This is a genomic window from Promicromonospora sp. NPDC059942 (assembly GCF_042731755.1).
Lineage (GTDB): Bacteria > Actinomycetota > Actinomycetes > Actinomycetales > Cellulomonadaceae > Promicromonospora.
The window spans coordinates 270,243-294,547 of sequence record NZ_JBHWLR010000006.1 but is presented as its reverse complement, the minus strand read 5'-3'; the positions used below and the strand labels follow the sequence as shown (position 1 = coordinate 294,547).

Sequence of the window (24,305 nt, the reverse complement as noted above, 5' to 3'; positions counted from 1 at the left end):
AGCCCACCACCTGCCCCCCGACCTTGTGGGGTGTTTGCTGTTTGTTGCCAGAACCCCGGAAAGCAACAAATAGCCAGCACTCAACGAGACGGGCGGGTGGGTGGGTGCGGGTTACGCCGAGTCGCCCTCGACCAGGCGGGGGGCGAAGACGCGGCGCTCGTCGCGGACCGGGCGGCCCGCGACCAGGTCCACGAGCATGCTCGTGGCGGCGCCGACCATCTGCACCACCGGGTTGTGCACGGTCGTCAGCCGGGGCGACGTCGTCTCGGCGATGCCGAGGTCGTCGAACCCGACCACGGAGACGTCGCCCGGAACGGACCGGCCCCGCTCGGCGAGCACCCGCAGCGTGGCCTCCGCCATGAGGTCCGAGGCCGCGAAGATGCCGTCCAGGTCGGGGTGCCGGTCCAGGAGCCGCGCGGCGGCGACGAGCGCCCCCGCGACGGTGAAGTCGCCCTCGACCAGCGCGTCGTCGGGCAGGCCGGCGTCGCGCAGGGCGTCCCGCCAGCCGGTCATCCGATCAACACCCGCGGGCATGTCGAGCGGTCCGGTGATGGTGCCGATGCGCCGGCGGCCCCGGTCGATCATCCGCTGGGTGGCGATGCGTCCGCCCGCGACGTTGTCGACGTCGACGTAGCGCAGGCCGCGCGAGAAGAACGGGTCGGGCTCGAACAGCCGCCCCACGAAGACGGCCGGCAGCGCCGCCGGCCCGAGCTCCGTCTCGAGCTGGTCGCCCTTGTGGTGCGACGCCACGATGACACCGTCGACGTGGCCGCTGCGCAGGTAGCGGCCCACCCGCCCGCGCTGCTCGCCCGGGCGGGCGAGCAGCAGCACGAGCTGGAGGTCCGTCCCGGCCAGCCCCTCGCTGACACCCGCGAGGGTGCCGGAGAGGAACGGGTCGGTGAGGATGCGCTGGTCCGGCTCGGGCACCACGAGGGCGATCGAGTCGGTGCGCCGGGTCACGAGGGACCGGGCGGCTCGGTTCGGTGCGTACCCGAGGCGGGCGACGGCGTCGTCGACCGCCGCCTGCGCCTCGGGGGAGACTCGCAGGCCGCCGTTGATGGCGCGCGACGCGGTCGACCGGGACACCCCGGCCGCCTGGGCCACGTCATCGAGGGTGGGTGGGCCTGAGGTCGTCACGCCGTCGGAACCGCCTTGTCTCCGCCGTCGTCGCCGGTCGGGTACGGCACGGGTGCGGCACTTCGCTCCGGAACGGCATTGGCCCGCGCGACCTGACCGTACCAGCGGCCGGACGCCTTGACCGTGCGCTCCTGCGTCTCGAAGTCCACGCGCACGAGGCCGAAGCGCTTTCCGTAGCCCCACGCCCACTCGTAGTTGTCGAGCAGCGACCAGCCGAAGTAGCCGCGCACGTCGGCACCCTCGTCGATCGCGTCCTTGACGGCGCGCAGGTGCACGTCGACGAAGCCGAGGCGCTCCTGGTCGTCCACGAACCCGTCCGGGCCCACGACGTCGTCGTACGCGCTGCCGTTCTCCGTGACGTACAGGGCGATGCCGCGCGGGCCCGTGTAGTCCTGCTGCAGGCGCAGCAGGAGGCGGGTGAGGCCCTCGGGCTGCACCTCCCAGTTCTGCGTGGTCACGGGCAGCCCGCGCGGGTGCGTGTACGCGCCGTCGCCGCCCGGGAACGGGGACGACGACGGCCGGGTCACCGGGGCGCCGCCGTCCAGCGGGTGCTCGGCCGGGACCGCCGCCACGGCGTTGCCGTGGTAGTAGTTCACGCCGAGCGAGTCGATGGGCGTCGAGATGATCTCGAGGTCGCCCTCCTGGATGTGCTGCTCCAGGCCGTACTCGCGCACGTCCTCCAGCACGTCCAGCGGGTACGCACCCCGCAGGATCGGGTCGGCGAAGATCCGGGTGAACCCGCCGTCGAGCCGGCGCGCGGCGTCGACGTCGGCGGGGTCGTCCGGGTTCAGCGGGTCCTCGACCTCGAAGTTGAGCGTGATGCCGAGGTTCGCCTCGGGCGCCCGCTCCCGCAGCGCCTGCACGGCCAGGCCGTGGCCCAGCATGAGGTGGTGCGCGGCGGCCAGGCCGTCCTCGCGGGACTGCCGGCCCGGCGCGTGCTGGCCGCCCGTGTAGCCCAGGAACGCGGCGCACCACGGCTCGTTGAGCGTGGTCCACACGTCGACGCGGTCGCCGATCGCCTCGTGCATGGTCACGGCGTAGTCGCGGAACCGGTAGGCGGTGTCGCGGTTGACCCAGCCGTTCGACTCGGCCTCGATCGCCTGCGGCAGGTCCCAGTGGTAGAGCGTGAGCCACGGCAGGATGCCCGCGCCCAGCAGCTCGTCCACGAGCCGGTCGTAGTAGGCCAGGCCGGCCGGGTTGACCTCGCGCCCGCCGGGCACGACCCGGGACCACGACGTCGAGAACCGGTACGCCTTGATGCCGAGGTCCTTCATGAGCGCGACGTCGGCGGGGTAGCGGTGGTACTGGTCGCAGGCGACCTCGCCGTCCTCCTGGTTCAGGACGGCGCCGGGGACGTGCGCGAACACGTCCCACACGGAGTCCTCGCGGCCGTCCTCGTGGGCGGCACCCTCGACCTGGTACGCGGCGGTGGCCGCGCCCCAGAGGAAGCCGTCCGGGAACGGCACGGTCCCGGTCGCGTTCGACGACGGCGCGGTGCGCGGCGCGCTCGGCGTGTACGGCAGCGCGATCCCGGGGGCGGGCACGCGCGGCGCCGTCGGGTCGGTCTTGAAGCTCTGCGTGAGCTCGCGGGTCATCTGGGTCATCCCTTCACGGCTCCCTGCATGATTCCTGCGACGAGCTGCTTGCCGACGAAGGCGAAGATCACCAGCAGCGGCAGCGTCACGAGGAACACACCGCCCATGACCAACGAGTAGTCCACGAAGTAGTTCGACTGCAGCGACTTTACGACGAGCGGCAGCGTCGGGTTGTCCGAGCTGAGCACGATCGACGGCCAGAAGTAGTTGGTCCACTGCTGCACGAACGTGAACAGGCCGAGCATGGCCGCGGCCGGGCGCGCCGCGGGCAGCGCGATGCTCCAGAACGTGCGGATCATCGAGGCGCCGTCCACGCGGGCGGCCTCGATCAGCTCGTAGGGCAGCGACTCCGACAGGTACTGCGTCATCCAGAAGACGCCGAACGCGCTGACCAGCACCGGGACGATGACGGCCTGGAGCTTGCCGATCCAGTGCAGGTCGGACATGAGGATGTACAGCGGGATCACGCCGAGCTGGGTCGGCACCGCCATCGTGGCGATGACGAACACGAGCAGGGGCCCGCGGCCGCGGAAGCGCAGCTTCGCGAACGAGTAGCCGGCGAGCGTCGAGAACAGCACGACGGCGGCGGAGACGACGACGGCGATGATCACCGAGTTGGTCAGCGCCTTCCAGAAGTTGATCTGGGTCGACTCGATGACGGTCTGGAACTGCGTGAACAGCGACAGGTCGGGGAACCACTGCGGCACCGCGCTGCGCGAGATCTCGACCGGGTCGGACGAGCCCAGCAGCAGCGTGAAGTACAGCGGGAAGGCTGAGACGAGCAGCACGATCCCCAGCAGGGTGTAGACGACCCACCCGGCGCGGCGGTTCGGGCCCGCGCCGGCCTTCCGGGCCCGGCGGCGGGCAGCCGCCTTGGCGGCACCCGATCCCGCGGTCTGGGCGGTGACGGCGACGGAGCTCATGCGTTCCCCCTGGTGATGCGCTTGCGCTTGGGCTTCTTTTCGGTGCCCGACGTCGAGATCTGGCGGGTGACCAGGAAGTTGACGAGGCCGATCAGCACGATGAGGAGGAACAGGAGCCAGGCGACGGCCGAGGCGCGCCCGAGGCTGTGCTGGTCGCCCCACGCGAGGTCGTAGAGGAACACCACGGTGGTCATCCAGTTCTGGTCCGGCCCACCGAGGCCGATCGAGTCGAACAGGCGGACCTCGTCGAAGATCTGCAGGCCGCCGATGGTCGACGTGATGACGACGAAGATGATGGTGGCCCGGATCTGCGGCACGGTGATGGAGAAGAACTGGCGCACGCGGCCCGCGCCGTCGATCACGGCGGCCTCGTACAGGTCGCGCGGCACGGCCTGCATCGCGGCGAGGAAGATGAGCGCGTTGTAGCCCAGCCAGCGGTAGTTCACCATCGTGGCGATGGCGACATGGCTGGCGATCCGGTCGCCGTGCCAGGCGATCGAGTCCAGGCCGATCGCGTTGAGCATGCCGTTGATCAGGCCGTACTGGTCGGCGAACAGGCGGCCGAAGATCAGCGAGACGGCGACGGGCGCGACCACGTAGGGGATCAGCACACCCATGCGCCAGAAGGTCGCCGCGCGCAGGTTCTGGTCGAGGAGCGCGGCGATGACGATCGCCAGGATCACCTGCGGCACCGAGGAGAACACGAAGATCGAGAGCGTGTTGACCAGGGCCTTCCAGAACGTCGGCTGGGCCAGCACGTCGGTGAAGTTCTGCAGGCCGACGAAGTCGCCCTGTCCGCCCAGCAGGCTCCACTCGTGCACGGACACGTAGGCCGTGTAGGCGAGGGGGAACAGGCCGGTCACCGCGAACAGGATGAAGAACGGCGAGATGTACAGGTACGGGGAGAGCTTCACGTCCCAGCGGCCGAGCCGCTGGGAGAAGCCGAGTCTGCGCGACTCGCGCTGTGGTGCACCGGACCCCGGTGCCGATCGTTGAGGTGTCAGGACGGCCATGTCATCTTCCGGTCATCTTCCGCTGTGTCATCGTCGTGTCGTCGCTTCGGTGCGACGCCCGCGTGGCACGACCGGTGGCCGGGCTCGCCGAGACGCGTGTCTCGACCAACCCGACCACCGGTCGCGGCCAGCGGTTCAGGCCCAGGACGGGCCCGTTTCAGGCAGAGCCTGCTCAGCCGAGCGCGGCGGCCTTCTCGACCGCCTCGTCCCAGGCCTTGTCGGCGTCCTGCGACTTCGTGACGTCGACGCGGTTCAGCGCGTTGGTGACCTCGTCACGGATGGCGAAGTAGTTCGCACCCTTGAACGGGGCGCCGTCGATGCTCTGGGCACGCTCCGAGAAGATCTCGCCCACCGGCGCGTCGTTGAAGAACGCGTTGGTCGAGGCCTGCACGGCCTCGGAGTCCTGCGCCTCGAGCTGCGACGGGAAGGTGCCCGCGGCCTCGAACGCCTTGGTCTGCTGCGCCGGGTCGGTCAGCCACGCGGCCAGCTCCTTGGCAGCCTCGGTGTGCGCGCCGGTCTCGGGGACGGTCAGGAACGAGCCGCCCCAGTTGCCGCCGCCACCGGGGAAGACGTTGGCGACGTCCCAGCCCTCGACGCCACCCGCACGCTCCTCGACCGCACCGGTCATCCAGCCCGGGCAGAGCATCGTGGCGAACGCGTCCTTCTGGAAGCCGGCGTCCCAGTCGGCCTCCCACTGGATCAGGCCGGCCGACAGCTCGTCGTCCACCGAACCGGTGATCTGGTCGTAGATGTCCTTGACCTCGGTGTTGGACGCGAGGTCCTTGGGCTCACCGGTCTCCGGGTCCTCGAACGCGGCGGGGAGCTGGTTGACCATGCCCTGGAAGGTGCCGCCGACGCTGTCGTACCACGCGCTGTCGGACTTCTTCACGAACTTGCGGCCCGCGGCGAAGTAGTCCTCCCACGTCGCGTCGTCGCCACCGAGCAGCTCCGCGACCTCCTCGCGGTCGGTCGGCAGGCCGGCCTCCTCGAACAGGTCGGCGCGGTAGCAGACGGCCTCGGGGCCGATGTCGGTGCCGTAACCGATGACCTTGCCCTCGGTCGTGGTGGCCTGCTGGACCTTCCAGTCCACCCAGCGACCGTCGAGCTCGGGGTCGGCCAGGTCGGTGAACAGGTCGGGGTACTGCATGAGCTCGGGCAGCCAGTCGACCTCGATGGCCTCGATGTCGGCCAGGCCGTCACCACCGGCGGCGAGCTTGGTGGTCAGGTTGGCGCGGGCGTCGTCCGACGTGGCTGCCTTGACCTGCTCGACCGTCACGTTCGGGTGCTCGTCCGTGTACGAGGCGAGCATCTCGTCCGTGTAGCCGAAGTCGTTGAAGGTCGCGACCTTCAGGGTGATCGGGCCGTCCTCCTCGCCGGATCCTTCGTCGGATCCACCGCCGCAGGCGGTGAGGGCGAGCGCGACGGCGGCCACGCCGGCGGTCGCCTGGAGGGTACGGGCGGCTGCGCGCCGCGTGGGTCGGGTACTGCTCAGCACTGGGGACTCCCTTGTCGTGCGGTCTGGTCCTACGGGTTCTGCGGGTTCCTGCGGGTCGCGATCTCGTGCCGCGCTCGGCACAGCTGCGTACCGGCATTGGGAGCGCTCCCACTCCTGGGGTGTGGGAGCGCTACCACGCGACCTGATCGTCGCGTTCCGGGCCCCGCCGTGTCAAGGCGGGAGCGGGCGAACCCTGGTTCGCCTACTCCTTGATCCGGAAGCCGGAGACGGTCTGCACCGCCTGGTTCCAGGCGATCTCGGGGCTGTTGGTCCCGGCGTCCACGGCGGCCAGCGCGTTGTTGACCTCGTCACGGATGGCGAAGTAGTACGGCCCCTTGTGCGGGGCGCTGTCGATGGACTGGGCCCGCGCGGTGAAGATCTTGCCCACCGGCGCGTTGTTGAAGAACGGGTTCACGTAGCCCTGCACGGCCTCGGAGTCCTGGGCCTCGAGCTGCGACGGGAACGCGCCGGCGGTCGTGAAGGCCTCCGTCTGCTGCTCCGGTGCCGTAAGCCACGCGGCCAGCTCCTTGGCCTCCTCGGTGTGCAGGCCGGCCGAGGGCACCGTCAGGAACGAGCCGCCCCAGTTGCCGCCGCCGCCCGGGAAGACGTTGGCGACGTCCCAGCCCTTGACCCCCTGGGAGTAGGACTCGATCGGGCCCATCATCCAGCCGGGGCAGAGCATCGTGGCGAACGCGTTCTGCTGGAACCCGGCCGTCCACTGCGGGGTCCACTGCTCCAGGCCGGCCGAGAGGCCGGCGTCGATGCCGGAGGTGATCTGGTCGTAGATCGCGCGGACCTCGCTGTTGCTCGCCAGGTCGGTCGGCTTCTGCGTCGCCGGGTCCTCGAAGGCGGCGGGCAGCTGGTTGACCATGCCCTGGAACATGCCGGTGGTGCCGTCGAACCACGCGGCGTCGGACTGCGCCGTGAACTGGCGGCCCACCTCGAAGTAGCGCTCCCACGTGGCGTCCTTGCCGCCGAGCAGCTGGGCGACCTCGTCGCGGCCGGTCGGCAGGCCGGCGGCCTCGAACAGGTCGGCGCGGTAGCAGATCGCCTCCGGGCCGATGTCGGTGCCGTAGCCGAGCAGCTTGCCGTCCGTCGTCGTGGCCTGGGCCACCTTCCAGTCCACCCAGCGCTTGGTGACCTCGGGGTCCGTCAGGTCCTCGAAGAGCTCCGAGTGCTCCATCAGCTCCGGCAGCCAGTCGACCTCGGCCGCGACCACGTCGGCGAGCTCGGAGCCGTCACCCGTGGTGAACGCCTTGAGCATCTGCAGGCGGGCCTCGTCGGACGTCGGCGCCACGACGTGCTCGATGGTCACGTTCGGGTGCTCCTCGGTGTACCGGGCGAGCAGCTCGTCGGTGTACCCGAAGTCGTTGAACGTGGACACGGTCAGGGTGATCGGACCGTCGTCGCCGTCGGAGCCCGCGGTGTCCCCACCCAGGAGCGAGCCGCATCCGGTGAGGGGCAGGACGAGGGCCGCGAGCGTAGCGACAGCCGCGCGGCGGGGGGCGACGGTCCGGCTTCGGACCGGTCCGTGTTTGGTGGGCACTGATACTCCTCGGGTTCGGTACGCGTGTGGATGCGTGAAAGCGATATCAGAGCACAAACTCGCCCACATCCGACACGAATGTTCGCTCAGGTTCTAGCACCTCGCCGTCGCGAAACGAACGAGATGGAACGAACGTAAAGTACCAATTAGCAAACGATGTCTGAAATGCCGCAGTCGTGCCTGGAAGGGAAAAAACTCGTCAGGATCCGAGCCGGGCCGCACCGTCCGGTGCGGCCCGCAGGGGCATCCTGGCAGGGACATCCCGGTCAGGGGAAGTCCCGTCCGGACGGCTCAGGCCGTTCCCGTGCGCTTGCCGGCGAGCCAGTCGCGCCCCGCCGCGGCCTCGGTCTCGAGGGTGGTGCGCACGGCGCTGACCGCGGCTTCCTCGATCACGGTGCCGAACAGCGGCACCGTCGCCCGGACGTCGCCCGCGTAGGTGAGGCGGGTGCCGCCGTCGGGCAGGGCGGTCAGGGCCGCGGTGGCCGTCACCCGCACCGGCGCGCCTAGGATCTCGACCGCCACGGTGCCCGTCCGGCGCCCGTCGGACGCCGCCTCCCAGGCCTCGGCCTGGCGGATCTCGAGGTGCGCACCCACGAACGGGCGGGCCTGCACGGGGATGATGTCGGTCGGCAGGGTGCGACGAACCACCACGGTGAAGCCGGTGACCGCGGTCCCCGTGACGTCGGCCTGCTCGACCACGCCGTTCACCGAGCCGGTGGAGCGCTGGGCGCGCCACCGCACGAACGACTCGTCGGCGAGCATCGTGGAGACGTCGTCGATGTCTGCGGGGAACGTCAGGTCCACTGTCAGGTGCACGGGCTCTCCTCCTCGCGCCGACGGGGCATGCCGGTGGTCGAACTCTAACCGACACCTTGCGCGCGTCCGATCTGGGGGAGCCGCGGCCGGACCCCGGGTACGCGCCGCGCCCTCATCGGGCCATGCGCCGGTTCCGACATAGGCTGGGCGCGTGTCCGCGATGAGTGACCTGATCCTTGAGCACGCCGACCTCGAGCCGGCCGACGTGGAGTGGCTGCATCTCCTGGTCGGCGACTGGCAGGTGGTCTCGGACCTCGCGTTCGCGGACCTCGTCCTGTGGCTGCCGACCGACGACGGGCGGTTTGTCGCGATCGCGCAGTGCCGGCCGTCGACGGGTGCCACCGTGCACTACGACGACGTCGTCGGCTCGTTCGCGCCCGAGGGGCAGCGCCCGCAGCTCGCCAAGGCGATGGCCGAGGCGAAGGCGCAGCGCGCCCGCGAGCCGCGCTGGTTCGGCGCGTACGCCGTGCGGGAGGAGGCGATCCCCGTGGTGCACAAGGACACGGCCGTCGCCGTGATCGCGCGACAGACCAACCTCGGTTCGGGCCGCACGCCGTCGCGCCTGGAGCTGAACTACGTCGAGGCGGCCGACGACCTCGTGGCGATGATCCCGCGGGGCGAGTTCCCCCTGCCGAACGCCGCGACAGGTTCGCGCCGCGGCGCGCCCCGTGTGGGCGACGGCCTGATCCGCCTCAACTCCGAGGGCGAGGTGCTGTACGCCAGCCCCAACGCGCTGTCGTGCTTCCACCGGCTCGGCGTGATCGGTCCGCTCGTGGGGCAGTCCCTCGTCGAGGTGACGGCGGACATGGTGGAGCAGCTCCAGCCCGTGGACGAGTCGCTGCCGCTCGTGGTGATGGGGCGCGCCCCGTGGCGCACGGACATCGAGGCGCACGGGGTGTCCCTGTCGCTGCGCGCGATGCCGCTGACCGACCGCGGCCAGCGCATCGGCGCCGTGCTGCTGTGCCGCGACGTGTCCGAGCTGCGCCGGCGGGAGCGTGAGCTCATCACCAAGGACGCGACGATCCGTGAGATCCATCACCGCGTGAAGAACAACCTGCAGACCGTGGCCGCGCTGCTGCGGCTCCAGGCCCGGCGCATGGACGTGCCGGCCGCCAAGGAGGCGCTCGAGGAGGCCATGCGGCGCGTCTCCACGATCGCCCTGGTGCACGAGAGCCTGTCGCAGACGCTCGACGAGCAGGTCGAGCTCGACGACATGGTGGGCAGGGCGCTACGGCTCACGGCCGACGTCGCCTCGGCGGACACCTCGGTGCGGACCGTGCGCACCGGCTCGTTCGGCATGGTGCCCGCGCAGGACGCGACGCCGCTCGCCCTGGTGCTGACGGAGCTGGTCACCAACGCGGTCGAGCACGGGTTCGTCGGGCGTTCCGCGGGCACGGTGGAGATCGCCGTGGAGCGCGAGAACTCCGACCTGCGGGTGGTCGTGGCCGACGACGGCGTGGGGCTGCCCGAGAACGGTGGCGCCGGTGGCCGGGGTCCCGGCAGCGGCCTGGGCACGCAGATCGTGCGCACGCTCGTCACCAACGAGCTCGGCGGGACCATCGAGTGGTCGGCGCGGCCCGGCGGCGGCACCGAGGTGGTGCTGCAGCTCGTGCTGCGGGTGGCGGAGCCGGCCCGCTCCTGACGGTGTCAGGAAAGACGCGAGCCACGCCTGGGCGGAGGGGGCGTGCTCAGGCGTGGCTCGCGGAGATCGTGGTGCGGGGTGGTGCTGTGCTGTCGGTTCAGCCTGCGCGACGAGCGCGCGCGGTGCGGCGCTTGAGCGCACGGCGCTCGTCCTCGCTCATGCCGCCCCAGACGCCGGCATCCTGGCCGGACTCGATCGCCCACTTGAGGCAGGTGTCGACTACGTCGCAGCGACGGCACACGGCCTTGGCCTCCTCGATCTGCAGCAGGGCAGGGCCCGTGTTGCCGATGGGGAAGAACAGCTCGGGGTCCTCTTCGAGGCATGCTGCGCGGTGGCGCCAGTCCATGGTCACGTACTCCTTGGAAGGAACTTCCCACCGTCCGGCTCGCCACTAGGGAGCATCGTCGTCGTGCGTCTGGGGCGCGCAGGTCTGGTTGTGGATCGTTTTCCGATCCCTGAGCGCCAGGCGGCGACCGACGGGGGTGTGTTCGGGGGTGTGTGGGATTGCTGCATCTAGGTTCACACGCTCGTGAACGCTCGCACAAGGGGTTACGGCGAAGTTTCTGACCCATGAACCCTGAGGTATCCGTCACACTATTGTGAATACCCGTCTCACAAGTATCCTAGTCCGTCGTGCCCGTACTGGAAGCCTTTTTCGCGCCTCGTGTCCCGCCGTTTCTTCGTGCCCTGGTGATCGGCGTCGTGGTCGAGGTGATCGGCCTCGTTGCTTTCGCGCTGGTGCTCCTTGGTGAACTCATTACGGGTGGTTCCATGTCGCTGGGAGTGAGCCTCTTTCTGGTTCTGTTCCTCCTGGGAGTCGCCTGGGTTCTCGTGGTGTGCTGCCGTGCACTTCTCGCGGGTCGTCGATCCGGTCGCGGACCCGTCGTGACCTGGCAGCTCTTTCAGATCATCGGGTCGATCGCGGCGATCGGGAGCGGCAGCGGACCCTCCGTCCCGGGCGGGTGGGTGGCCCTCGTGATCGCGGTGGGCGTGGCCGTGCTGCTCATGACGCCCTCCGTCGTCGCGGCGACGTCCGGGACCCGCTCGGAGGACTGAGCACCCGGGGCCGGCGCGGCGGTGCGACCTCCGGCTCCAGCACCTGGCACAGCACCGGATCGCCCCGGCCGCACCACGCGGCCCTGCCCGGCGGCCCGCCCGCACCCGCGAGCATCGCCGGTGCCCCGAGCACGACGTCGGCCGCGCGGTCGGTGCTCAGCAGCACCAGGTGCGGTCCGAAGCGCGCGGCCAGGCCGCCCACCGACGGGCCGTCGGACGTGACGGCGAACGCGGCCGCCGAGCGCAGCGCCGCGACGGGCAGCGTGGCGCGCACGTCCTCGACGCCGTCGATCAGCACCAGCGTGCGGGGCGCGGCGGGCGCGGGGCTGGTGCGGCTCCGGGGGCCGGTCCGATAAGCGTCGACGCCGGTCACGGGTTCGCCGGACAGCAGCCGGTCCAGCGCCTCGGCGTCGTCCGGGTGGGTGGTGCCGGCGTAGCCGGGACGGTCCCGCAGCGCTCCCAGCCCGGCGGCGTCGCGCGTGATCCCGTGGACCCGCCAGCCCTGGCGCAGCGCAGCCAGAGCCACCGTGACCAGGGCGGTCGTGCGGCCCGACCGGGCCCGGCCGAGCACCGCGAGGTGGCCGTCCTCCGGGCGCCAGGTGACCGTCGTGCGGCGCTGTCCCTCCGGGTCGTCGCCCAGCGCGAGCGCGAGGCCGCCTCCGTCCCGTCGGGTGCGCGGGGGCAGGTCGGCGGCCCCTGCTGACCGGGGGAGGGGCGGCAGCCAGGGCGGTGCGCCCGGGCGGTGACCCAGCATGTCGGCGGCGCGGCGGACGGCGTCGACGACGAGCATGGCGGCGTCCTGTCCGGGGGTGTCCTGGCTGGCGGCGTCCTGCCGTGCGGCGCCGTGTCCTGGGGCGTGGGGCCCGACGGCGTGGGGTCCGGTGGTGTGGGGCCTGGTGGCGTGGGGCGCGATGACGTCCGGTTCCGCGGCGTCCCGAGCGGCGATGCGTCGTACCGGTAGGCGACCTCCTAGGCGTGCGGGCGCGCGGCGCACCAGCGGCATCCGCGGTTCGGGCGGCCTCGTCGCGTGCGCGCACTGCAACAGCACCGGCGGCGCCGATCCGAGGCGCAGCACGGCTCTCCCGGGCGTCACGCTCGGGAGGTACGCGGCGGCAGGGTCGTCGACGACGTCGCGCGACTCCAGCGGATCGGTGACCCGGAGCGCCAGCCGGGCGCCGACGTTGGCCCGCAGGTCGGGGCCGACGGCGCCGCCCGGCCGCTGGGTCGCGAGCACCAGGTGCACGCCGAGCGACCGGCCCTGCGCCGCGACGCGCAGCAGGGCCGGCAGGAACGCGGGCAGGTCGTCGGCCAGGGCGCGGAACTCGTCGATCACGACGACCAGCCGGGGCAGCACGCCGGGCGGCAGGGCGACGACGTCGGCCGCGCCGTGCTCGGCGAGCACCCGTTCCCGGCGCCGTAGCTCCGCGCGCAGCCCGGCGAGGGCCCGCGCTGCCAGGCCGGGTTCGAGGTCGGTCACCTGCCCCACCACGTGCGGCAGCCGGCCGCAGGCGCCGAGGCTCGCGCCGCCCTTGAAGTCGACCAGCACGAGCGCCAGGTCGGCGGGCGACCGGGCCAGCGCCAGCCCGAGCACCAGCGTCTGGAGCAGCTCGGACTTGCCCGACCCGGTCGTGCCCGCCACGAGCAGGTGCGGCCCGTCCCGGACCAGGTCCAGGAGCACGGGCCCGCCGTCCGCGCTGATGCCGAGCGGCACGGACCAGCCGTCCGCGGGGACCCGGCCCGCTGCGGACGCCCGGCCCGCTGCGGACGCCCGGCCCGCTGCGGCCGGCCAATCCGCTGCGGGCGGCCGATCCTGTGCGGACGCTCGGCCGTCGGCGCGGGCCCAGCGAGCGGCGACGTGGTCCGGTCCCGGGATCTCGTCGAGACCGTGCGCCCTGGTCAGGGACACCGCGGCGGGCAGGCGTGGGTCGCCGCCGTGGGCTGTCGCGAGGCTCCGCCGGGCGTCGGCGGTTCCGGCGAGGGCGCTGCCGGCGCCGGCGACGAGGGAACGGCCGGTGTCGTCGCCGCCGCTGCCGCCGATCGAGCCCCCTAGCGTGGCTGCCGTCCGGCCGAGCCAGGCGGCGCCCGCCAGCAGCCGGGCCAGGTGGTCTGCCCACTCGGCGGTGACGCCGACCAGCGGCACGGTCCGCGCGGCGCCGTCCGGCCCCGTGATCCGGACCCGGCGCGCGTCGAGCACCTGGACAACCGCCCGGCAGCCGGGAGGCATGGCCCCGACGGACACGACCAGGTGGGCGTACGACGGGGCTGGCCTGCCCACCGTGCCGCCGCTGACCACGTCGCTGCGCACCACGCCGCCGCCGATCCCGCCGCCGCCCATCCCGTCGTCGTGCACCCCGCTGTCGTGCACCCCGCCATCGACCACCACCACCGATGCTTCGCCGTCCGGGAGCCAGCGGACCCAGGCCCAGCCCGGGGCGCCGTCGTCGACCCGCACGGCCGCGCCTCGGGCGGCGAGCCCGGCGACCAGCGCGCGGGCGACCGACCGGGCGAGGTCCGCGGGACCGAGTACGGCGACCGCGCCGTCCCGCAGCAGCGCGGCCCACGGGGAGTCTGGCGCGGACGGGAGGTCCACCGCGGCCCCGGACACCCCGCCGGGCACCGCGCCGGAGGCCGCCGCCCCACCTCGAACCCGGGCGGCCGCCCAGGCCGCCCGCGCCGCCGTCCACGCACCCGGCGAGACGTGCAGCGCGGCGTGCGCGAACGCGAGCAGGCGCGCCGGCCCCGGCAGCTCCCGCGACCCGCCGCCCGCGGCACCCCGGCCCGCGGTCCGCTGCCGGGCAGTGCGCAGCTGCGGGGCGGCCACAACCAGGCCTACCAGCGCGAACACCGCCAGGACCGGCTGGCGCAGGACCGCCGCGAGCACCAGCGACGCGACGGCGGGGAGCAGCACGAGCGGCCACGCCACGCCGCCCGAAGCGGCCTCCGGCCGGGGCACGAGCAGGTCGGCCGGACCCCGGGACCGGCGGATCGCGAGACGTCCGCCCCGGCGCAGGCGGGCCCACGCCCGCAGGGCGGCCCACAGGCCGTCGACGCCCACGACCGTCCCGGCGTCGGGACCGGTCACCCGGACGACGAGCCAGGCCCCGCCGGGCCCGCCGGAGCCGAGCCCGGAGCCGAGCCCGGAGCCCGGCCCGGCTCCCGGCCCCGCGACCAGCCCGCCGGCGCTGTGCCCCACACCCTCCGCGACCGGCCCGGCCCCGTCCGCCCCGGCCCCGTCCGGCCGCCGCACCCGCAGCACGGCACCGGGCAGCAGCGGTCGCTCACCGACCACCTGGTCGTCGGTCAGGCGCACACCGTCGACCGTCAGCGGCGCCCACCGCAGCTCGGGGCGGCGGACGAGCGCGGCCAGCGGCGCGCGCACGTGGCCGAGGCGCGTGCCCGGTCGCAGGAGCACGTCCTCGCCGGGGTGCAGGGTCATGCGCACGGCGTCGTCGGACGACGAGGTGGAGGTCATGCCCCCAGCCTTGCCGCCGCTCGGCCGGTACCAGCGCCCTGACCAGGGTTTCTGTGCACAACCCCGGTTTCCACAGGCTCTCCGTCGTGCTCCCTGGGGCACAACCCCTGGGGGACTGCCCCTACCCGGGACTGACGAGATGTACGACCAAGGGATGACACGACCAGGGAAGGATCAGGCCGACGCCCGATGTCCAGACCGGCCCCGGCTCCGTAGGTTCGTTGCTGCCGGCCGAACCGGGGTCCACCCCCGGGAAGGCCGGACCACTTCCGGGCCGCACACGGGACACGTTCCCGCAGGCGACGCCCGGTGCGTGCCGCCACCGGCGACCCGCACATCAAGCACATCAAGCACAGCACGCACAGCACGCACAGCAGCGCCGGCATCCAGCAGCGTCGCATCAAGCAGCGTCGATCACCGAGGAGAAATCTCGTGGACACCACCGTGTACGTCCCGGCGGACCAGCCGGCTCCGGGCTCGGGCGGGGCCGCCCGTGCCGTCCGGGCCAGGAACCTGACCAAGACGTACGGCAAGGGTGAGGCGATCGTGCGCGCCCTGGACGGCGTGGACGTCGACTTCGAGCAGGGCCGGTTCACCGCGATCATGGGCCCCTCCGGCTCGGGCAAGTCGACCCTGATGCACCTGCTGGCCGGCCTGGACTCCGCCACCGGGGGGCAGGCCTTCCTCGGCGAGACCGAGATCACCGGCCTGAACGACAAGGCCCTCACGCGCCTGCGCCGGGACCGGATCGGGTTCGTGTTCCAGCAGTTCAACCTGCTGCCGATGTTCACCGCCGAACAGAACATCACGCTGCCCGTCGAGCTGGCCGGCGCGACCCTGGACCGGGCGTGGCTGAACACGCTGGTGGAGACCCTGGGCCTGACCGGGCGCCTGACCCACCGCCCCGGCGAGCTCTCGGGCGGGCAGCAGCAGCGCGTCGCGATCGCGCGTGCCCTGATCGCGCAGCCCGACGTCGTGTTCGCCGACGAGCCCACCGGCAACCTCGACTCCCGCTCCGGCGCGGAGGTCCTGTCGTTCCTGCGTCGTTCGGTGCGGGAGCTGGGCCGCACCATCATCATGGTCACCCACGACCCGTCCGCCGCCGCGTACGCGGACCGGGTCGTGCTGATCGCCGACGGCCGGATCGCCGGCGACATCTCCGACCCGACGCCCGAGTCCGCCATGGCGGGCCTGGACGCCCTGCGCACGCTCGAGCCCGCCGTCACCACCGGGGCCACGGGCGCCGTGTCCGGGACGGGTGCGTGATGTCGAACTCCTTCCCCACAGCGCGCCTGACCCTGGGGCAGATGCGCCGCAGCATCGGCCGGCTCACCGCCGCGGGTGTCGCGATCGCCATCGGCACCGCGTTCGTCGCGGCCACGCTCCTGGTGGGCAACGTCATCACGAGCACCACGTACGACCAGGTCGCGGCCCAGTACGCCGACGCCGACCTCGTGGTGTCCGACGACGCCGCGGCCCTGACGCCGGACGACGTCGAGGCCGTACGGGCCACCGACGGTGTCGCGGCGGCCGACGGTTCCCTGAGCACCTACGTGGCGCTCAACCACGGCGGCAAGACGATCTACCAGTCGATCGTCCCGCAGGCCTCCGACCCCCGGCTCTCCCCGCTGGTCCTGACGGACGGGGCGTGGCCGGAAGGACCCCACGGCATCGCCCTCCCGGCGGACGTCGCGGAGCGGTTCGACCTCGGCGTGGGGGACACCGTCTCCTCCAACCGCTGGGTGCTGGACGACGAGCCCACCGTCGCGGACGACGGCAGCAGCTACTACGACGGCCACGACGTCAACGAGAAGCTGACGGTCTCGGGGCTGGTGGACGACCCGAACCAGGCTTACGCGCTCGCCGGCGGCATGGCCGTCGTCAGCCCGGAGGCCATGAGCCGGTGGCTCGCCGGCGACCGGGAGCCCGGTCAGCCGGAGACGCTCCAGGAGATCGTCGTGGCCCTCGACCAGCCGGGTGACCCGGCCGCGACCGAGGCGGTCCGGGACGCGCTCGCCGAGGCGGTCCCGGCGGCCACCGGCGTCGTGACCACGCAGGAGTACGCCGAGGAGGTCGTGGCAGGCCTCACGGGCGGCCAGAACATCATCTTCCTGGTGTTCGTCCTGGGCTTCGCCGCCGTGGCGCTCGTCGTCGCCGGCCTCGTCATCGCCAACACCTTCCAGGTGCTCGTCGCGCAGCGGTCGCGGACTCTCGCCCTGCTCCGCGCGGTCGGCGCGGACACCGGCCAGGTCTACCGCAGCGTCCTGCTCGAGGCAGCCATCCTCGGTCTCGTCGCCTCGGTGGCGGGCGTGCTGCTCGGGTCCCTGCTCGTGCAGGGTGGCCTGTTGTTGGCGCCGGTCTTCGACCTCGGGGTCCAGCTGCCCGCGGCCATCGCCGTGAGCGCGCCTGTGGTGCTCCTCCCGCTCGCCGTCGGCGTGCTGGTGACGCTCGCCGCCGCGCTCGCCCCGGCCCGTGCGGCCTCCCGCGTGGCTCCGCTCGCCGCCCTGCGGCCTTCCGATGCGCCGACGCTGCGCGGCGCCGGCCGGGCCCGTGCGGTCCTGGCCGGCCTCGCCACCTTCGGTGGGCTCACCGTCATGGCCGGCGGGGTCTATCTGGGGATGACCGACAAGGCAGACATCGGCGTGCTGGCCGCCGTGGCCGGTGGCTGTGTGTCGCTGGTGGGCGTGGTGATCGGTGCCGTCTTCTGGCTGCCCAAGGTCGCCGCCGGTATCGGCCGCCTGATCGGCTCTGCCGGACCTGCCGCTCGGCTCGCGGCTGCCAACACGCAGCGCAACCCGCGTCGCACGGCGGCGACGGCGACCGCCCTGCTCATCGGGGTCACGCTCGTCTCCATGATGACCACGGGCGCCGCCAGCGCCCGGCTCGCCCTGGACGAGGAGCTGGACGCGCAGTACCCCGTGGACCTCCAGGTCTCCTCGACGTCGTACGGCACCGAGGGGAACCTCGTCGTCCTGCCGGGCTCCGTGACCGAGGCCGTGCGCGGCGTCGACGACCTGCACGCCGTGGCCGAGGTGACGACGTCCACCGCGGACGTCGGCGGTGACGACGGGACGGTGCTCCCGGTCACCGCCGCGGAACCCGAGCAGCTGCGGAAGGTGCTGAACACTCCGGGCGACGTCGCGTCGCTGGAGCACGGCACACTGCTCCTGCCCGACCAGGTCGCCGAGGACTACGGCCTGGAGGGGCGCGAAAGTCTCACGCTCACCGGCCCGGCCGGCGAGGTGACCCTGGACGTCGTCCGCACCGATCTGCGCACCTCCTCCGCCTACCTGACCCCGCGCGACCTGGCCGGCTTCACCCAGGACGTGAGCGCGAACACCCTCTGGGGGAGCGTCGCCGAGGGCAAGGACCCGGCGGACGCCGTCGCCGCCGTGCAGGACGCCGTCTCCGTGACCGGCGAGGCCGTGGACGTGACGGGCGCGGTCGTCGAACGGGAGGCCTACCAGGAGGTGATCGACGTCGTCCTGGGGATCGTGGTCGGCCTGCTCGCGGTGGCCGTGATCATCGCGCTCATCGGCGTGGCCAACACCCTCTCCCTGTCCGTCGTCGAGCGGACCCGCGAGAACGCCATGCTCCGCGCGATCGGGCTCTCCACCGGGCAGCTGCGGGCCACGCTCGCCGTCGAGGGCATGCTGATCGCCGGCGTCGGCGCGGTGCTCGGGATCGTGCTGGGCCTCGTGTACGGCTGGGCAGGCGCGGCCTCGGCCCTGTCCTCGGTGGGCACCGTGCCGCTCGCGGTCCCGTGGACCGACATCGCGCTGGTGCTCGGCGTCGCCCTGGTCGCGGGGCTGGTCGCCTCGGTCGTGCCGGCGCGGGCCGCCGTGCGCACCCACCCCGTGGCGGCGCTCGCCGCGGAGTAGCGCCCCGCAAGGACGGTCAGCACGCAGCAGCCGCGACGACCCGAGGAGAGATCCCGTGGACCCCCATCGTGTACCTCCCCCCGGACCGGCCAGGCCGCGCGTGCTGACCGTCGGCCCCACCGTCCGTCTCACGCTGGCGCAGATGCGCCGCAGCCTCGGCCGGCTCGCCGCCGCGGGGCTCGCGGTGCTCATCAGCACCGCGTTCGTCGCGGCGACGCTGCAGGCCGGCACCGTCGTCACCCGCACCACGTACGACCAGGTGGCCGCGCAGTACGCGGACGCGGACCTCGTGGTCTTCGACCGGGCGGGCACGATGACGCCGGCCGACGTCGACGCGCTACGGGCCGTGGACGGCGTCGCGGCGGCCGACGGGTTCCGCGGCACGTACGTGGAGCTCGCGCACGGCGGCCGGACGGTCCGCCAGTCGCTCGTCGCGGCGCCGTCCGACCCCCGGCTGACGCCGCTGGTGCTGGCCGACGGCGCCTGGCCGGACGGCCCGGACCGCATCGCCCTTCCCGTGGACGTCGCGGAGCTGTTCGGCGTCGGCGTGGGCGACACCGTCTCGTCGACGCGCTGCCTGCGGGCCGGAAAGCCCGCTCCGGGCACGCCCGGCCTCGGCGAGCGCGGCACCGAGTGCTACGGCGGCCAGGAGGCCGTCGAGGCGCTCACGGTCTCGGGCCTGGTCGACGACCCCGTCTCGGCGTACGCCGCGGGCGGCGGCGTCGCCGTGGTCACCCCGGCGGCGCTGGAGCGGCAGCTCGCCGGGTCCGGCGCGACGTCGGGCAAGGCGGCCGGCAAGGCAGCCGTCGAGTCGCCCGGCATGCGGACCGTCGTCGTCGCCCTCGACCGGCCCGGCGACGAGGCCGCCGTCGCGGAGGTCCGGGGCGCCCTCGCCGCGGCCGTCCCGTCCGCCACCGGCGTCACCACCCCCGAGGAGTACGCCGAGGACGTGGTGGCGGGGATCTCCGGCGGCCAGAACATCGTCTACCTCGTGTTCGTCCTGGCCCTCGCCGCCGTGTCCCTCGTGGTCGCGGGCCTGGTCATCGCCAACACGTTCCAGGTGCTGGTGGCGCAGCGGTCGCACACCCTCGCGCTGCTGCGCTGCGTGGGCGCGGGCACCGGGCAGATCCACCGGAGCGTCCTGCTCGAGGCGGTGCTGCTCGGCACGGTCGCCTCGGTGGCGGGCATCGTCGTCGGCTCGCTGTTCGTGCAGGCGGGGCTCCTGGTCGCGCCGGCCTTCGACCTCGGGGTGGCGCTGCCGCGGACGATCCCCCTGACCCCGACGGCGTTCCTCGTGCCGCTCGCGGCCGGGCTGCTGGTCACCCTCGCCGCCGCGGTCGCCCCGGCGCGGGTGGCGTCGCGGGTCGCCCCGCTCGCCGCGCTGCGCCCGGCCGCCGGTCTCGACCCGGCCGGGACCGGCCGGGCGCGCGCCGTGTTCGCGGCGTTCGCCACCCTGGGCGGGCTCGCGGTGATGGCCGCCGGCGTGGCCCTCGGCAGGTCCGGCAGCATCGACACCGGGCTGTTCGCCGCGGTCCTGGGCGGCTCCGTGTCGCTCGTCGGCATCATCGTGGGATCCGTCTTCTGGCTGCCGCGCGTCGCCGCACTCTTCGGGCGCCTGGCCGGCGCCGGGGGCGCGACGGCCCGCTTGGCCTCCGCCAACGCGCTGCGCAACCCCCGGCGGACGGCGGCGACCTCCACCGCCCTGCTCATCGGCGTCACCCTGGTCTCGATGATGACCACGGGCGCCGCCAGCGCGCGCCTCACCATGAACGACCAGCTCGACGCGCGGTTCCCGGTCGACCTGCGCGTCACCAGCACCGCGCACGACGCCGACGGCGCCGCGGCCGCCGTGCCCGCCGCCGTCACCGACGCCCTGGCCGGCGTCGACGGGCTGGGCGCCGTGGTCCCGGTGACGAACGCGTCGGTCCGCCGGGCCGACGGCGGCACCCCCGTGCAGGTCGCCGCCGTCGACCCGGCGGACCTGCGATCCGTCGCGAACACCCCCGCCGACGACCGGCTGCGGCCGGGCAGGATCGTCGTCCCCCAGCGGGCCGCCACGCTGTACGACCTGGCGGGTGCCGACACGCTCGTGCTCACCGGTCCGGGCGGCCGGGTGACCCTCGACGTCGTGCACAGCGGCTCCCGCTCCGACCGCGCCTACCTGACGCCCCAGGACCTCGCCGCCATCGCGCCGGGCCTGGCCCCCGGCGAGGTGTGGGCGCAGGTCGACGGCGACCGCGACGCCGCCGACGTCGTCTCCGCCGTGCAGGCGGCGGTCTCGACCACGGGGGAGACCGTCGGCGTCACCGGGACCGTCGTCGAACGGTCCACCTACCAGCAGATGGTCGACGTGATCCTCTCCATCGTGGTCGGGCTGCTCACCGTCGCCGTCCTCATCGCGCTGGTCGGCGTGGCCAACACGCTGTCGCTGTCCGTCATCGAGCGCACGCGCGAGAACGCGATGCTGCGGGCCATCGGGCTCTCGCGCGGCCAGCTCCGGGCCACGCTCGCCGTCGAAGGAATGGTCATCGCCGGCGTCGGCGCGGTGCTGGGCATCGTGCTGGGCCTGGTCTACGGCTGGGTGGGCGCCACGACCGCGCTGTCCGTGCTCGGCCAGGTGCCCCTAGTCGTCCCGTGGACCGAGGTGGGGGTCGTGCTCGCCGTCGCGCTCGTCGCAGGGCTGCTCGCCTCGGTGGTGCCCGCCCGCGCCGCCGTCCGCACCCACCCGGTCGCGGCGCTCGCCGCCGAGTAGCCGGGTCAGGCGCCCGGGCGGACCAGGCCCGTCTCGTACGCCGTCACGACGGCCTGGACGCGGTCCCGCGCGTCGAGCTTCGCGAGGATGCGGCCCACGTGCGTCTTGACCGTCGCCTCCGCGACGAACAGGTCCGACGCGATCTCCGTGTTGGACCGCCCGCGCGCCATGAGCACCAGGACCTCGCGCTCGCGGCCCGTGAGCCCGGCCAGCGCCTCCTGGGGGCCCGCCGCCTCCTCGGGCGGCAGCGCCGTGACCAGGCGTTCCATGAGCCGCCGTGTGGACGACGGCGCGATCACCGCGTCGCCCTGGTGCACCGTGCGGATCGCCGTGAGCAGCTCCTCCGGCTGGGCATCCTTGAGCAGGAACCCGCTGGCCCCCGCCCGGATCGCGTCGAGCACGTACTCGTCGAGGTCGAACGTGGTCAGCACGACGACGCGCGGGTCGCCCGCCGCGACACCGCCCTCGCCCAGCAGCGCCCGTGTCGCGGACAGCCCGTCCATGCCCGGCATGCGCACGTCCATCAGCACCACGTCGGACGCCGTCGCGGCGAGCAGGCGCAGCGCGTCGCGGCCGTCGTCGGCCTCGACCACCACCCGCAGGTCGGGCTGGGAGTCGATCACCATCCGCAGCCCGGCGCGGACCAGCGGCTGGTCGTCGACCAGGGCGACCCGTACGGGCGTGTCGAGGGCGTCAGTCATCGTTCTCCTTGGGCGTGGTGCTCGGTTCGGTGGTGGGTGCTGCTGCGACGGCGGGCTCGGCGGGCTCCGCGGGGGCGGCCGGCTCGTGGGCCTCGGCCCGCGGGATCGGCACGACGAACCGGACCGAGAACCCGCCGCCGCCGCGCGGCCCGGCCGTGAGCGTCCCGCCGAACATCTCGGCGCGCTCCCGCATCCCCAGCAGGCCGAACCCGGCCGCCGGCTGCGGTGCGGCCGCGTCGGCGGAGCCGGCCGCCGCCAGCCCGCGGCCGTCGTCGTCCACGCGCAGCTCCACCTCTTCCTCGCCCCAGCGCAGCAGCAGGGTGACGGCGGGCCGGGGGCCGGCGTGCTTGCGGACGTTGGTGAGCGCCTCCTGGCACACCCGGAACAGCGTGAGCCCGACGCCGGGCGGCAGCCGCCGCTCCACGCCCACCCGGGCCCAGGAGACGCGCAGGCCGTCGGCCCGGGCCTGGTCCACGAGGTCGCGCAGGTCCGTGACGTCGGGCTGGGGGCGCAAGGGCGCGGCGGCGTCCGGGACCACGGCCCCCGTCTCGCCGGCCCGGTCGGCACCGGGAGCGAGCGCCACGCCCGCGCCGGACGGCGGCCGGGGGCGGCCCGACGGCGCGCCGTCCGGCGCCACCAGGCCCAGCGGGATGCCGCCGTCGTCCGGGCCCTCGCGGAGCACGCCGAGCAGCCGGCGCATGTCGGCCAGCGCCGCCCGGCCGGTCTCGGCGATGGTGCCGAGCGAGCGCTGGGCGGCCGCCGGGTCGGCGGCCGCGGCGTACCGCCCGCCGTCGGCCTGCGCGATGACCACGGACAGGGAGTGGGCCACGATGTCGTGCATCTCGCGGGCGATGCGGGCCCGCTCGGCGGCGGTGGCGATCAGCGCCTGCTGGTCGCGCTCGATCTCGAGGCGCTCGGCGCGGTCGCGCAGCGCCTCCATCATGAGGCGGCGGGACCTGCGCACCAGGCCGAGGGCGAAGGCGGTGGCCAGCAGGGAGCCGGCCCCGAGCATCGTGGGGATCCCGTGCGCGAGGCTGCTGCCGAAGTTGATCCAGCCCGAGATCCCGAGGGTCAGCACCCCGACGACCGCGGCGCCGCCGGCCGCCAGGTACGACCACCGGGGCCCGTAGACGGTGACGCAGTACAGCGACACGAGCACGACGAGGTCCGCGGGCAGGACGACCGGCACCCCGAGGAACGTCATGTGCACCATGCAGGCGACGAAGACCAGGGCGCAGGAGACCACCGGACGGGTGCGGCACCACGGCATCGGGGCGAGCACCGAGGCCGAGATGATCATGGCCTGCGTCGTCGGCCCGGACGAGTACATGTCGGTCGACAGGACGAGCGCGAGGAGCCCGAGCAGGACGGTCCACGTGAGGTCCACGAGGAACCTGTGCCGCTCCGTCCACCCCTGCCACCGCTCGTACCAACCCATGCAGGTCAGAGTAGGTGGAACCGTTGCGCCGGCGCGTCATACCGTGGTAGCACTTGCGTCATCGCGGTGTCAGCCGAAAGGATTCGGTCTGACGGCTGTCAACAGCCGTGACCGGGTAGCGCCAGAGCGTCGGTTATGCCCTACGATGGCGAAATGACTCACGTACTCCTAGCCGAGGACGACCCGGCCATTGCCGAGCCGTTGGCACGAGCGCTCTCCCGTGAGGGATACGACGTCGTCGTGCAAGGAACCGGCAAAGGTGCGATCGAGAGCTCGACCGGTGCGGACATCGTCGTTCTGGACCTGGGCCTTCCCGACATGGACGGGCTCGATGTCGCGCGCGAGATCAGGGCCAACGGCCTCACCGTGCCCGTGCTGGTGCTGACCGCCCGTGCCGACGAGGTCGACCTCGTCGTGGGCCTCGACGCCGGTGCCGACGACTACGTCACCAAGCCCTTCCGCCTGGCCGAGCTGCTCGCCCGTGTCCGGGCGCTGCTGCGCCGCTCGCACGGCGAGACGGGCGAGGAGGAGGAGCTGCACGCGCAGGACGTCCGCGTCGACGTCTCCGCGCACCGCGCCTTCCAGGGCGACCGCGAGCTGCACCTGACCACCAAGGAGTTCGACCTGCTGCGCGTCCTCGTGCAGAACGCCGGCTCCGTGGTTGTCCGGGACACGCTGATGCGCGACGTGTGGGGCTCCGACCCGGTCGGTTCCACCAAGACGCTGGACATGCACGTCTCGTGGCTGCGCCGCAAGCTCGGTGACGACGCGAACGCCCCGCGCTACGTCTCCACCGTGCGTGGCCTCGGCTTCCGTTTCGAGATCGGGGCGAGCTAGC

General features: G+C 73.4%; 17 protein-coding genes. 6 read left to right on the top strand and 11 right to left on the bottom strand.

Translation table 11 applies throughout. The annotated features are described in order from the left end of the window. Positions 1-111: 111 nt before the first annotated feature. The 7 genes from ACFV9Q_RS12520 to ACFV9Q_RS12490 form a co-directional block, all read right to left on the bottom strand. Positions 112-1,104 carry a LacI family DNA-binding transcriptional regulator gene (locus ACFV9Q_RS12520; RefSeq protein ID WP_377231809.1) on the bottom strand — a complete coding sequence of 331 codons (993 nt, stop codon included), beginning with the start codon at positions 1,102-1,104 and terminating at the stop codon, positions 112-114. Positions 1,105-1,133: 29 nt separating this feature from the next. Beyond that, entirely contained in the window at positions 1,134-2,732 is a 1,599-nt protein-coding gene (locus tag ACFV9Q_RS12515; RefSeq protein ID WP_377234745.1) for a GH1 family beta-glucosidase, read from the bottom strand. A gap of 5 nt (positions 2,733-2,737) precedes the next feature. Next, complete coding sequence (locus ACFV9Q_RS12510; protein ID WP_377234679.1) at positions 2,738-3,655, bottom strand: carbohydrate ABC transporter permease; 918 nt, start codon at positions 3,653-3,655, stop codon at positions 2,738-2,740. After that, entirely contained in the window at positions 3,652-4,668 is a 1,017-nt protein-coding gene (locus ACFV9Q_RS12505; protein ID WP_377234678.1) for a carbohydrate ABC transporter permease, read from the bottom strand. The genes ACFV9Q_RS12510 and ACFV9Q_RS12505 overlap by 4 nt, the downstream gene beginning before the upstream one ends. 172 nt (positions 4,669-4,840) lie before the next feature. Continuing rightward, positions 4,841-6,163 (bottom strand): extracellular solute-binding protein, encoded by a 1,323-nt coding sequence (locus ACFV9Q_RS12500; protein WP_377234677.1) that lies wholly within the window; start codon positions 6,161-6,163, stop codon positions 4,841-4,843. 202 nt (positions 6,164-6,365) lie between these two features. After that, positions 6,366-7,709, bottom strand: a complete 1,344-nt coding sequence (locus ACFV9Q_RS12495; protein WP_377234676.1) for an ABC transporter substrate-binding protein — start codon at positions 7,707-7,709, stop codon at positions 6,366-6,368. 291 nt (positions 7,710-8,000) lie between these two features. Beyond that, positions 8,001-8,525: a DUF2505 domain-containing protein gene (locus ACFV9Q_RS12490; RefSeq protein WP_377234675.1), complete on the bottom strand. Its 525-nt coding sequence runs from the start codon at positions 8,523-8,525 to the stop codon at positions 8,001-8,003. 160 nt (positions 8,526-8,685) lie between these two features. Here ACFV9Q_RS12490 and ACFV9Q_RS12485 point away from each other — a divergent pair, with 160 nt between their 5' ends. Beyond that, the gene (locus tag ACFV9Q_RS12485) at positions 8,686-10,167 is read left to right on the top strand and encodes a sensor histidine kinase (protein WP_285105921.1); all 1,482 of its coding nucleotides are present in this window, start codon (positions 8,686-8,688) and stop codon (positions 10,165-10,167) included. A 97-nt stretch (positions 10,168-10,264) separates the two neighbouring features. Here ACFV9Q_RS12485 and ACFV9Q_RS12480 read toward each other — a convergent pair whose 3' ends face one another. Beyond that, the gene (locus tag ACFV9Q_RS12480; protein ID WP_026365970.1) at positions 10,265-10,513 is read right to left on the bottom strand and encodes a WhiB family transcriptional regulator; all 249 of its coding nucleotides are present in this window, start codon (positions 10,511-10,513) and stop codon (positions 10,265-10,267) included. A 287-nt stretch (positions 10,514-10,800) separates the two neighbouring features. Here ACFV9Q_RS12480 and ACFV9Q_RS12475 point away from each other — a divergent pair, with 287 nt between their 5' ends. After that, entirely contained in the window at positions 10,801-11,223 is a 423-nt protein-coding gene (locus ACFV9Q_RS12475) for a hypothetical protein (protein WP_377231908.1), read from the top strand. On the opposite strand, the gene ACFV9Q_RS12470 is transcribed toward ACFV9Q_RS12475, so the two are convergent. Further along, positions 11,171-14,695, bottom strand: coding sequence for an FtsK/SpoIIIE domain-containing protein (locus tag ACFV9Q_RS12470; protein WP_377234674.1), 3,525 nt, complete (start codon positions 14,693-14,695; stop codon positions 11,171-11,173). The two genes, ACFV9Q_RS12475 and ACFV9Q_RS12470, sit on opposite strands and share 53 nt — an antisense overlap. Positions 14,696-15,139: 444 nt before the next feature. On the opposite strand from ACFV9Q_RS12470, the gene ACFV9Q_RS12465 reads away from it, so the two are divergent. The 3 genes from ACFV9Q_RS12465 (at position 15,140) to ACFV9Q_RS12455 (ending at position 21,328) form a co-directional block, all read left to right on the top strand. Then, on the top strand, positions 15,140-15,961 hold the full coding sequence (locus tag ACFV9Q_RS12465) for an ABC transporter ATP-binding protein (protein WP_377234744.1): 822 nt from the start codon (positions 15,140-15,142) through the stop codon (positions 15,959-15,961). Further along, positions 15,961-18,576, top strand: coding sequence for an ABC transporter permease (locus tag ACFV9Q_RS12460; RefSeq protein WP_377234673.1), 2,616 nt, complete (start codon positions 15,961-15,963; stop codon positions 18,574-18,576). Before ACFV9Q_RS12465 ends, ACFV9Q_RS12460 begins: the two co-directional genes overlap by 1 nt. 142 nt (positions 18,577-18,718) lie before the next feature. Further along, positions 18,719-21,328 carry an ABC transporter permease gene (locus tag ACFV9Q_RS12455; protein ID WP_377234672.1) on the top strand — a complete coding sequence of 870 codons (2,610 nt, stop codon included), beginning with the start codon at positions 18,719-18,721 and terminating at the stop codon, positions 21,326-21,328. Between the two features lie 5 nt (positions 21,329-21,333). On the opposite strand, the gene ACFV9Q_RS12450 is transcribed toward ACFV9Q_RS12455, so the two are convergent. Further along, complete coding sequence (locus tag ACFV9Q_RS12450) at positions 21,334-22,029, bottom strand: response regulator (RefSeq protein ID WP_377227852.1); 696 nt, start codon at positions 22,027-22,029, stop codon at positions 21,334-21,336. Then, a complete protein-coding gene (locus ACFV9Q_RS12445) occupies positions 22,022-23,467 on the bottom strand; it encodes a sensor histidine kinase (protein WP_377234671.1) in 1,446 nt (481 codons plus the stop codon). Before ACFV9Q_RS12445 ends, ACFV9Q_RS12450 begins: the two co-directional genes overlap by 8 nt. Positions 23,468-23,620: 153 nt before the next feature. Between ACFV9Q_RS12445 and ACFV9Q_RS12440 the strand changes: the two genes are divergently transcribed. Beyond that, positions 23,621-24,304, top strand: a complete 684-nt coding sequence (locus ACFV9Q_RS12440; RefSeq protein WP_026366105.1) for a response regulator transcription factor — start codon at positions 23,621-23,623, stop codon at positions 24,302-24,304. The last annotated feature ends 1 nt before the right edge of the window (position 24,305 follow it).